11 protein-coding genes are annotated in these 11,257 nt (G+C 39.8%); all 11 read right to left on the reverse strand.

Going from position 1 to position 11,257, the window contains the following annotated elements; all coding sequences use genetic code 11:
• Positions 1-6 precede the first annotated feature (6 nt).
• The 11 genes from neuC to EO131_RS13705 are packed head-to-tail and all read right to left on the reverse strand — an operon-like array spanning position 7 to position 11,207.
• On the reverse strand, positions 7-1,161 hold the full coding sequence (gene neuC, locus EO131_RS13655) for a UDP-N-acetylglucosamine 2-epimerase (protein ID WP_127023274.1): 1,155 nt from the start codon (positions 1,159-1,161) through the stop codon (positions 7-9).
• Complete coding sequence (gene neuB, locus EO131_RS13660; RefSeq protein WP_127023277.1) at positions 1,158-2,159, reverse strand: N-acetylneuraminate synthase; 1,002 nt, start codon at positions 2,157-2,159, stop codon at positions 1,158-1,160. The genes neuC and neuB overlap by 4 nt, the downstream gene beginning before the upstream one ends.
• Positions 2,156-2,794, reverse strand: a complete 639-nt coding sequence (locus tag EO131_RS13665; RefSeq protein ID WP_127023281.1) for an acetyltransferase — start codon at positions 2,792-2,794, stop codon at positions 2,156-2,158. Before EO131_RS13665 ends, neuB begins: the two co-directional genes overlap by 4 nt.
• Positions 2,791-3,930 carry a LegC family aminotransferase gene (locus EO131_RS13670; RefSeq protein ID WP_127023284.1) on the reverse strand — a complete coding sequence of 380 codons (1,140 nt, stop codon included), beginning with the start codon at positions 3,928-3,930 and terminating at the stop codon, positions 2,791-2,793. Before EO131_RS13670 ends, EO131_RS13665 begins: the two co-directional genes overlap by 4 nt.
• Before the next feature lie 8 nt (positions 3,931-3,938).
• A complete protein-coding gene (locus EO131_RS13675) occupies positions 3,939-5,129 on the reverse strand; it encodes a UDP-N-acetylglucosamine 4,6-dehydratase (protein ID WP_127023287.1) in 1,191 nt (396 codons plus the stop codon).
• A 54-nt stretch (positions 5,130-5,183) separates the two neighbouring features.
• Positions 5,184-5,732: a dTDP-4-dehydrorhamnose 3,5-epimerase gene (rfbC, locus tag EO131_RS13680; protein ID WP_127023290.1), complete on the reverse strand. Its 549-nt coding sequence runs from the start codon at positions 5,730-5,732 to the stop codon at positions 5,184-5,186.
• Positions 5,729-6,598, reverse strand: coding sequence for a glucose-1-phosphate thymidylyltransferase RfbA (gene rfbA, locus EO131_RS13685; protein ID WP_127023293.1), 870 nt, complete (start codon positions 6,596-6,598; stop codon positions 5,729-5,731). The genes rfbC and rfbA overlap by 4 nt, the downstream gene beginning before the upstream one ends.
• Before the next feature lie 5 nt (positions 6,599-6,603).
• Entirely contained in the window at positions 6,604-7,665 is a 1,062-nt protein-coding gene (gene rfbB / locus EO131_RS13690; protein ID WP_127023296.1) for a dTDP-glucose 4,6-dehydratase, read from the reverse strand.
• 58 nt (positions 7,666-7,723) lie between these two features.
• Positions 7,724-8,497, reverse strand: a complete 774-nt coding sequence (rfbD, locus tag EO131_RS13695) for a dTDP-4-dehydrorhamnose reductase (RefSeq protein ID WP_127023299.1) — start codon at positions 8,495-8,497, stop codon at positions 7,724-7,726.
• A 22-nt stretch (positions 8,498-8,519) separates the two neighbouring features.
• Positions 8,520-9,515: a hypothetical protein gene (locus tag EO131_RS13700; RefSeq protein WP_127023303.1), complete on the reverse strand. Its 996-nt coding sequence runs from the start codon at positions 9,513-9,515 to the stop codon at positions 8,520-8,522.
• Positions 9,516-9,518: 3 nt separating this feature from the next.
• Positions 9,519-11,207, reverse strand: coding sequence for a DUF6909 family protein (locus EO131_RS13705; protein WP_127023698.1), 1,689 nt, complete (start codon positions 11,205-11,207; stop codon positions 9,519-9,521).
• Between the last annotated feature and the right edge of the window lie 50 nt (positions 11,208-11,257).

The following is an 11,257-nucleotide window of genomic DNA, read 5'->3' on the forward strand; positions in this document are numbered from 1 at the left end:
CCTTTTTTAATTAATGTCGTAAAAAACTTTCTTTAAGTTTATCAAATTATGGGATTTAATCTCCTTTAGGATTTGCTGGGTCGCCGATCCATTTCCATAAATATTTTGCTGCAATCGAATATTGTTGACAAAATTGTGGTCGCTTGCCTTTTGTATCGCATTTTTAATTTCATTCACTTCCGCATTGCAATTTATTACACTAACTGGCATTAATCTTCCCTTTTGTCGATCCCCAATGTTTATCGTTGGTATTCCAAAATATGGCACTTCCAATATACCACTTGAAGAATTTCCTATCACGAATTCGACAAACTGGAGCGTCGACAGATATCGGAGTTGCCCCAATGATGCAAAACCAACGGCCTTAAGCTTGTTTTTGTTAACATAATCATCAATCATTTGATTAATAATCCTTCCTCCTTTATCGGAATTGGCTTTTGTAAAAATCAGCGTACAGTCTTTTATTTCATCTATTGCCTGCAATAATGCATTAAACTGTTCTTCTGCTGTAGAATTTTCTAAAGTTACTGGATGAAAGGTTATTAGTACAGCTGTTTTATTGAATTTTAGGTCAAGGGATTTTTCAAGTTCCTTTTTGGGCAACAGATCAAGACTTTTTATACTGTCAATGCCGATTGCACCAACATTGAAAACCCTGGAAGGGTGTTCGCCCATTTGTATGATTCTATTCCTATAACAATCGGTTGAGGCAAAATGTAAGTGGCTCATTTTGGTTATAGCGTGTCTAATGAATTCATCGTAGGCCCCTTCGGTGGTTTCTCCCCCATGTATATGTGCAATTGGAATCGATGCTACAATGGCCGCAGTAACAGCTGCTAAAATCTCCGTTCGGTCCCCTAAAACAACCAACAAATCTGGCTTTAACTCGTCAAAGGCTTCCGCAAATCCAATTATGGCTCGTCCTATTGCCTTTGCTATTGATTTGGCCGAATCCCCATCCAATCCGTCCTCTATCTTTACATCAATACTGAGGCCATCTGATTCAATTTCTCTATAGGTACTTCCAAACTCAGGGATTAGGTGCATTCCTGTTGCCAACAATTTGAGCTCAAGTTCGCTGTCTTCTTTAATGGCGAATATTAATGGCCTTAGCAAACCATAATCTGCTCTTGTTCCCGTTACGATAGCTATCTTCCTCATATTAAGTCGTCCTCATTGTAATCGATTGCCGCTCTTGTACCTAATATTTGGTCCCATTTCATGGGTGAAATGCCATTTCCCGGTCTTTTAATTGTAAGGTTGTGCTCAGTAAACAATTCTCCCTTTTTGATGTTTTTGGAGGCCACAATGCTCTTTCTTGCAATTATTTTATTTTTCGATTCACTTCGGGTTGGTGCCTTTTCAAAAGAACCCAGAGCAAGTTCTATATTACGAATTGATTGTACCATATTTATCAATTCATCCGGTTCCAAAGAGGCCTTATGATCTGGACCTTTCATGTTCCTGTCCAAAGTGAAGTGTTTTTCGATCACCGTTGCTCCCATGGCCACAGCGGCAATGGGCACTTCAATTCCCAACGTATGGTCCGAATATCCTATTTTGACGTCCAGTTCCTTGCCAATTGTTTTCATTGCTCTTAAATTCACGTCGTGCATCGGGGTAGGATACTCAGTATTGCAATGTAAAATGGTAATGTCCGACTTTTTCGTTCCTGACGCTGTGAGTACGTTCAGAGCATCTGATATCTCAATCATATCGGCCATCCCAGTTGAGAGAATCGTTTGCTTACCGAAACCTCCAATTTTTTTTAGATAGGGGAGGTTGGTTATCTCTCCAGAAGGTATTTTGAACAGGTCCAAACCAAAATCGAATAAAAATTGTAGGCTTTCCAAATCAAAACCAGTGGATAAAAACTGAATTCCTTTTACTTCACTATATTCTTTAAGCAGATAATGGCTTTCTTTCGAGAGCTCAAGCTTTCGGAGCATATCGAATTGCGTACTTCTTTGATTCCCTGTATTCTTGGTTTGATAATCCGCCATTAAGGCATTTTTGCTTGCTAATTTTTTGGAATTGAATGTTTGAAACTTAACATAGTCGGCGCCAGCGTTAGCTGCCACATCGATCAAAGCTTTTGCCAATTCAATATCGCCATTGTGGTTAACACCAGCTTCTGCAATAATAAGTACTTTCTTCATTTGACTTTACTTAATGGATTACCTGCATAAACCCCATTACCCATAACATGCTTTCGCACTAAACTTCCTGAGGAGATCACCGAATTGCCGCCAATCTTTATACATTGATTCACCACTGTTCCACTTCCAATAAAAACTCTGTTTCCGCAACTAACTTCGCCATTTAAAATAGTCCCCGTTGAAATATGGCAAAAATCGCCGATTGAACAGCCATGCTCTATTATTGATCCAGAATTAACAATACAACACCTGCCCAAATTTACTTTGGCATTAATAAACACATTATGATGAATGACTGTTCCCTCAGAAATGGTCGCTTCTTTAGAAATATATGAAGTTTTAGACCTTATTATGGGCAATTTCCCCCCTTTGGAAACTACTTTGTAATATAATTTTTCCCTCAGTACACTATGTTGAATTTGGCCGACTGTAATAACAAATTGATACTCCTCAGATATTAATTTTTCAATTTGATCGTCATTCCCAATAATAGGATAGCCCAATACTTCCTGAGGCACATTTTGATTGTATGATGGGTCCAATATTCCTTTAATGGCAAACTCACCCATGCTGTGTATTACATCGATGACCGATTCACAATGTCCTCCACCTCCAAGTAAAATCAATTCTTTCATCTTACACTGCTTGGAATGTTAACCACTCTTTGCTCCAGCCATTCTGAGTTTTCTAAATCACCGCTCCAAGTATTCCTATACATCGGTAAACGGTTCATTAATTTCCAAATCGGACGGGTCATTATGCCATTACGATTCGTGGCTTCCAGAAAACTATCCCTTGTCTCCCTGTTTTCTAACACTATAGCGTTTAACCAATAATTACTTTCGCACTCAGCTGGCTCAGCTATAAAATCAATTTCATCCATTTTTTTAAAGAATTCTTGGTACTTACGGGCTGTACTGCGCTTGTTTTCAAGAATTTTTGGAAGAAGCTCCATTTGAGCGCAACCTAGTGCGGCATTCAAATTGGGTAATCTGTAATTGTATCCGACTTCATCATGATAAAATTCCCATATATGGGGAACTTTTGCTGTTGTTGTTAAATACTTTGCCCGCCTTGCTATACCTTCATCGTTCGTAATTATCATTCCACCACCTCCTGTCGTAATAGTTTTGTTCCCGTTAAAACTCAGGGTGCCCATTGCTCCAAATAAACCTGTATGTTTATTTTTGTAATAACTTCCCAACGATTCCGCCGCATCTTCTATCAAGGTTATATTGTGTGTGGATGCCAATTCTGATAACTCTTTCAATTTTGCGGGATGACCAAATGTATGCATCGGCACCAAGGCCTTTATAGTCCTTCCAGAAACCTTGTTTTTACATAACCCATCTTGTTGTTCGGTGTAGTTCACCAAAAATTCTTCTAGCTTTTCTGGAGATAAACTTAGTGTATCGAGATCAACATCAATAAAAAGGGGGTGCGCTCCAATATAGCTTACTGCATTGCAAGTTGCCACAAATGTTAAGGGTTGTGTAATTACCTCATCTTCTCTCCCTACCCCGGATAGTAAAAGCGAAATGTGCAGGGCGGCTGTTCCATTTACTGTGGCAATGGCATATTTTGCTCCTGTAAAATCAACCATTGATTGCTCAAAACTATCTACATATTTGCCAACACTTGATACGAAGGTTGAATCAATACAATCTGCTAAATAGGCCTTTTCGTTACCGTTAAAAAAAGGTTCGTGTAAAGGAACAAACTCTTTGTGATTGTACAACCCACGAATAAAATCTATAGTTTCCTTGAACATTTTACTATTTACATTTTACTATCGAGATATTTGTCCTTTTCCTGATGGCCAAAATTGGGTATCATTTCATAAAAAAGCGAAACAATATCTTCTTTGTTCCAAACCTTGTTGTCCAACATTGCCATTATGTTCCTTTCAAATTCTTGAATCATTTGTGAATCATATTCCAGCTTATTTTTAATTACCCCAAGATTAACGAAACGTTCCATGTCCAGTTGCTCATTTTCAGTGAAAAACTCTTCAAAATCCTTTTCACCTGTTGTGTCACTTTTTACGAATAGACATGGCCATTTCCTTTGATCGGGGAGCGTGTTGGCCAATGCTCTGGCCTCTTCTTCAGTATTGCACAAAATAGGTTCGTAACCCAAACTTCGCAGATATCTTTGTGCAATTTCAGAAAATGTAATTAAATGAAGTTCCTCACTCAATTTTGGAAAATAAATATCCCTGTTCTCTCCAAATATGCAAGACATCAAACAAAGTTCACCGGATTCTTTGGGGGTTACAAAATATCTTTTGATATCATTCGGAGCAACCAAGGGTTGTTTTTTTTGTATCCGATTATCAAATCCATTCAATAATGATCCATCTGAGAATGCAACATTGGCGAAACGGGCTGTCGAAATTGGGATTTCCTCGCTTCTACGCATCAAAAACATTTCCATTATCCTTTTTGAACCTCCCATCATGTTAACGGGGTTGGCAGCCTTATCTGTAGAAACACAAAAATATTTCTTGACACCTCCAGCAATGGATTGTTGAATGGTCTTATCTGTATTAAAGATATTCACTCTAATCATTCGCATTAATGTGAATGGGTCCTTTTCACTCCTAACGTGCTTAAGCGCTGACAGGTTTAAAACATAATCATAGTTGCCATCTGCTTCTATGAAAGCATCATATTCAATAGAGCCTATATCAAGAGCGAATGTTCTGAAATCACCTTGAATATATCCGTGAGAACTTCTAATATCCCTGACCAGCTCAACAAGATTGTTCTCACTCAAATCAACAACATGTAGCTTTTTGGGATTCCTTTTGAATATTTCTTTGGTAACAGCTTGACCAATTGATCCGGCTCCACCCAAAACCAAAAAACTGGAGCTCTCTACCTCTTCTCTTAAGCTGTGTTCATGGCTGTTTATATCTTGAGTAAAGAGTTCACTTTCTCTACCAATCAATGACAGAATCGAATTCATTTTCAAAATAGTTTTATAATCTGGATTATTTTTAAAATAGTTCAGGTTCAAAAATTACTTCGTCACTTCTTTAAAAGACGATAATAACCTATCTTTTAATGACCTGACTATTTCTTTTTTGGTAATCGACCAGTCAATCGCTAATACGATGTCATCATATCTTATCCCTCCCTCTGCTCCTTTCTCATAGTAATTATCACATTTATATATAATCATGGCAGTCTCGCTCAAGGTTAAAAATCCATGTGCAAATCCTCTTGGAACAAAGAGCTGTTTTTTGTTCTCAGCATTAAGTTCTATGGACAAATGCTGACCAAATGTAGGGGAATCTTTACGTAAATCCACCACCACATCCTGAATTTTTCCCTGTAACACCGTTACCAACTTTGCTTGGACATGTTCGCCTTTTTGAAAATGAAGTCCACGTAACACACCCTTTTTTGAAAAGGAAATATTATCCTGGACAAAGTTTACTTCCAGACCGATGGCCCTACAAAAATCCTTATGATTATAGCTTTCAAAAAAATACCCTCTTTCATCCTTATGAACCGTTGGTTCCAAAATAAAACACCCTTTGAGTTTTGTTTCTGTGGCCATTATCATACTTCTCTGTTCAAAATACCCAACAAACGGGTTCCATACCCGCTTTTCAACAAAGGCTGGGCCAGTTGTTTGAATTCTTCTTTGGAAATATAGCCCATTTCATAGGACGCTGCCTCAATTGAGCCTATTATAGTCCCCTGCCGCTCTTCAATAACCTCTACAAACTGGGAGGCCTGCATCAATGCCTGAAACGTCCCCGTATCCAACCATGCGGTTCCCCGGTCCATGATACTGACATTCAACTTGCCCCGATCCAAATATTCCTTGTTCACATCGGTTATTTCCAATTCGCCTCTTCTACTTGGTTTGATGTTCTTTGCAATGGAAACTACCTCGTTGTCGTAGAAGTAAATGCCTGGTACCACATAATTGGATTTGGGCTCTTCCGGTTTTTCCTCAATGCTGATGGCCTTCCCATCTTCATCAAACTCCACAACACCATAACGGCCTGGGTCGTTGACCCGGTACGCATAAATAATACCACCAACGGGGTTGTTATTGGACTTCATTAATTTGGACAGTCCAGTACCATAGAAAATATTGTCGCCTAAAATCAAGGCCACTTTGTCATTGCCAATAAATGTTTCGCCAATAATAAAAGCTTCTGCCAAACCTTTTGGCTCGGGCTGAATGGCATACGAAAAGGAGCACCCGTATTTATTTCCATCGCCCAACAATTCCTTGAAAAGCGGCAAGTCTTTTGGAGTGGATATAATCAATATTTCCCGGATGCCAGCATACATCAAGGTAGATATTGGGTAATAGATCATTGGCTTGTCATAAATGGGCATCAACTGCTTGCTCACCGTTAGGGTAAGCGGATGCAATCTACTTCCAGTTCCTCCTGCCAATACAATTCCCTTCATTACACTTATTCTTGATATTGGGTTTTATAATAATCCTTGTAATCTCCTGAAGTTACGTGCTCCAGCCACTCCCGGTTTTCAAAATACCAATCAATGGTGCGATCGAGCCCTTCTTGAAAAGTAACTGATGGCCGCCATCCCAATTCATTTTCAATTTTGGATGCATCGATGGCATATCTTAGATCATGGCCGGGCCGATCTTTTACAAAGGTGATCAATTGCTCTGATTGGCCTTCCTGCCTGCCCAATTTCACATCCATTATTCGGCACAGCATTTTGGCCAAATCGATATTCTTCCATTCGTTACCACCCCCAATGTTAAAGGTTTCGCCCAACTTACCGGAATGAAAAACCAGATCTATGGCTTCGGCATGGTCTTTCACATAAAGCCAATCCCGGGTATAATTGCCATCTCCATAAACAGGCAACGGTTTGTTATGGATGATGTTGTTGATGAAAAGGGGAATCAATTTTTCGGGAAATTGATTGGGCCCATAATTATTGGAACAATTTGAAATGACATAAGGAAGACCATAGGTTTCTCCATAGGCCCTCACAAAATGATCAGAGCTGGCCTTGGAGGCTGAATAAGGTGAATTGGGGTTGTATGGGGAGTTTTCCGAAAACAACCCGGTGTTCCCCAAGGTGCCATAGACCTCATCGGTACTAATATGGTAATATTTGAATTGCTGGTTGTTTTTTGCAATTTCTAGGGATGCATTCAAAAGATTTACGGTGCCCAACACATTGGTCTTCACAAAAGATAATGGGTCTGTGATGGAACGATCAACATGAGATTCCGCAGCTAGATGGATTACCCCATCGAACTTGTGCCGATCAAATAAGGCATTAATCATATCAACATCCGTGATATCACCTTTTATAAACGAGTAATTGGGCTGGTTTTCAACATCCTTAAGGTTTTCCAAATTACCGGCATAGGTAAGGGCATCAAGATTATATATACGATATGCCCTGTACTTGGTGACAAACCTTCTAACCACATGCGAACCAATAAAACCGGCGCCTCCCGTTATTAATATGTTTTTTTGGACTTGTCCTCCCATTCAGGATAGTTTTATACCAGATTTTTGATTATCGGTTTCTAATTTTTGGCAGATTCCGTCAAACTAGCACACTGTTTTGGGGTCTTTTGGCTAAAGTACGATAATTCCTGTCCAATATTAAGCTCGTCTTGTCGGCCAATCCGTTCTCTTTAAGGATTTGTTTGGCAAAATCATACCAGGTCATTGCTTTTCCATCGGTAAAATGATGGGTCCCAAAAGGGACCTTCCCTGTCAAAACTTCTTCAATGATAAACCTTGCCAGGTTCTCGGTATTTGTAGGACAACCCTTTTGTGCATCTGTAATTCGCAATTCTTGTCCTTCATTTGCGTTTTGAAGCACTGTCCGGTAAAAGTTGTGTCCATACTTTTTGCTATACAACCAAGAGGTCCGAATAATGTAATGGTTGCGCAATATTGCTCGAATATATTCCTCTCCTTGCAATTTTGATTTGCCATATTGATTGATGGGGTTGGGGACATCTTGAACCGTGTATGGACTTGTTTTATTACCATCAAAAACATAGTCTGTTGAAATGTGAATGAGGGTAACATTGTATTTGTTACATGCTTTAGACAAATTCTTAACTCCTTCGGCATTTACTTTAAAAGCAAGCACTGGTGTTATTTCGGATTGTTCCACATTGGTGTAGGCAGCGCAGTTGATACAATAATTGTATTGGCCTTTTTGGAACACAGATTCTATGCTCTTTGGGTTGGTTATGTCAAGTTCGGTGGACGAAGTAAAATAAAAATTACAATCAAAATTAGGAGACAATTCCTCCAATGTCCTCCCCAATTGACCTTCAGATCCCGTGACAATGACCTTGCCCATTAAAAACACCCGCTATGCTTGGTTAAACTTCAAGTTCAGCTGCTTTCTTGTTAAGATAGCGCAATATTGATATCAGAAAAAACAGAGAGACCAATACAATCGGTATGAGTATGATTTTCTTTCCAAAAAATGTTTTTTTCACTTGATGTGGCTTGCCAAAATTGATAACCCCGATCGGGCTTGTCAATTCTTTAAGCTCCATTTTTCTAGTTTCAATGTCTTCTATCAACCTTGATTTGAAACTCAGTAGTCCCGCAACATTTAAACTTTCTTCATTTTGCAAAACCAGCCTACCTGAATCCAATGTATTTTCAGGTTTACTCAGTTTTTCGGAGTACCCTTTTATAATGGTGTCTATTTGAGCAATTAAAACTTCATTTTGTTTGATTCTCGCAACCGAATTTTCCGTATGAACCGCCAAAAGTTCTTTAAAATAGTTGTTTGAATTAATATAATCAATCAGCTTTTTTGCAACATTACCACCAGATGTTTCTTTGAATTTGAAAGATATTCTATGATTTAGCTCCGTATTCTTTAGCAACTCTTCTCGTAAAACATCAGAAACCAAATCTGTGTTTTGGAACTTTTGAAGTATTTCCAAATACTCCAGCTGCTTTTCCGCAGCCTTTTCCATGTCCTTATTTACAGGCTCAATCGAAACTTCAAACCCCTTTATTTCTTCCAGCGAAATTCCCATTTCCCCAAAAAAAGATTCATTCTTGGCTTTGATATTGGATTCAATTTCTGAAATGACGTCATACAGGTAATCCTTGCTCTCCAAGTTTGGGCGTACAATTACATCTATCTGCATTTTATCAGTTGAGATAAATTTTAACCCGTAACCAATGGCACCTCCCAATATTACCAGAGCGGCAAGGGTAACTGCATTCTTTTTTAAATACAGGAAAACGCGCAAAAAGAAGATTCCCAACTTATTGAAACCTTTGCCAATCAATTGGAACAACTGCCCCAAATCGATTTCATCCGATGTATTTTGATTAACTGGTTGCTCTGCCATAATCTAAGAATTGAAAATCTGTTTTAATATTCTGTCTGTTATCAAATATGTGGGCTTCACGCCCGTTGTACCCAAACCGCCCGATGCCAAGGTGCTTCCCGTTTCCAACGGGTTGTCCGAGGCGTAATAGGCATAACGTACCTTCACATCTTTTTTGATGCTCATTCGTATTTGTGAGGCTGATTGAACTGCTTTTTGGTAGTGGATCCCTTCCATTTCCAAACCGATCACATTCCAAGTTGATTCGTGGAAAAACTTCAAGATATCCTTGTTCTGCAACGAGGTTCCCAAAACGGTTACCATGGTGCCTTCCAAAACTTTTAGGCCGTGCCCTTCAAAATCCGAGGCACTTAATTCGTTCTTGAATGGGTAGTTGTCCGCCGTGCCCTCAAAAATATGGGCCGATGGGATCATGAGGTCTCCCTTGCCACCCTCCAAGATACCGGCCTTCCCCATTATGGAAACCGAATCCACGTTCAAGAAATGTTTTTGGTCATCTTGCTCAAGCGGCTTCAACAACTCATCAATGGTCTCATAAGCCTGCTCGCCAAAAGCATAGTCCATGACAAATATAACAGGTTTTTCATCCTCACCGATATCTTTGGGCAAATCATAGCAACAATTGCCATCGCCAAACTTGGCGGTATCAAATATTTGAACATCAATGTTGGTCCCTGATTTATCGTCCAAGAAAATCATCCCGTTCTGTTCGGCATGCTTTTGCACTTTTTGATTGAGTGCCTTGTGCTTTTCCGATCCCAATGATTCAAATATCTTCAGGGACTCTGCATCTGGGAATTCCTTGGCAAGTGCCTTGCGTGCAAACAGGGAGTTCATTACACTGTGCATATTGGCGCTGATAATGTGCAATGGCCTATGGAACAATCCATTATCCATCAACGTTTTTTTGATGGTGGAGGCCCACTTATCCCCGTGCAAATGGTGTCCCAGACGTTCGCGCAATAACGGGCTAAAGGTAATCGTCCGCTTGTTTCCGGTGGTCTCTTCTTCTATCGCCAATTTGCCCAGCCAATACATTACATTCAAAAAGCGGTCGGGGTCCTCGGGCGTTTTAAGTTTATGGTACATCTCGCCCACCTCTTCAAAGGTGCGGCTCAAAATGTTGGCCAAATGAATCAGGGCCACTTCCCTTTCATCATCCGTCTTTTCTTCTTTTAATACAAACTCGGTCAACTTGTCCCAGTCTCGAATGGTAGCATTCCCATCATCAACCAAAACCCTTTTACAGATTTTCCCGGATTCGATGAACAAAAACGTCAAGTGGGTCAGAATATCATAAATGTCACTGCGCCCACGAGTAATTTCGATGTTCATTTGTTCGTCATCGATGCGGTAACAGTTCCTTCTCCGTTTGGGCGGTATGATGGGTTTTAAATGTGATTTGGAGAATCCTTCGTCCGAGGTAAGGTTAATGAATCGACATTCCTCGATGCCTTCAGGCAATCGCTCCAAAACATAGATAAGTCCGTTGAGTTCTGCCTTGTCCTCGGCAATGGTGCCATAAATTTCAGGCCTCAACAATAAAAGGGCATTCCTTAAGGCATTTCCCGATACCCCGGAGGGTTTGTAAAAACCACGGTTGAGCAGATGCCGCATGGTAATGTACAATCGCTCTATGGCATTGGTGGATTCCTGGGCCCTGGTTGTTTGTTTTACTTCTGTTGCCATCATTACTTCTGGCAAAAATAAGTGAATTCCCAAGAAACTTGTACGGTTATTGG

The organism is Flagellimonas beolgyonensis, from assembly GCF_003992615.1.
GTDB classification, from domain to species: Bacteria; Bacteroidota; Bacteroidia; order Flavobacteriales; family Flavobacteriaceae; genus Flagellimonas; species Flagellimonas beolgyonensis.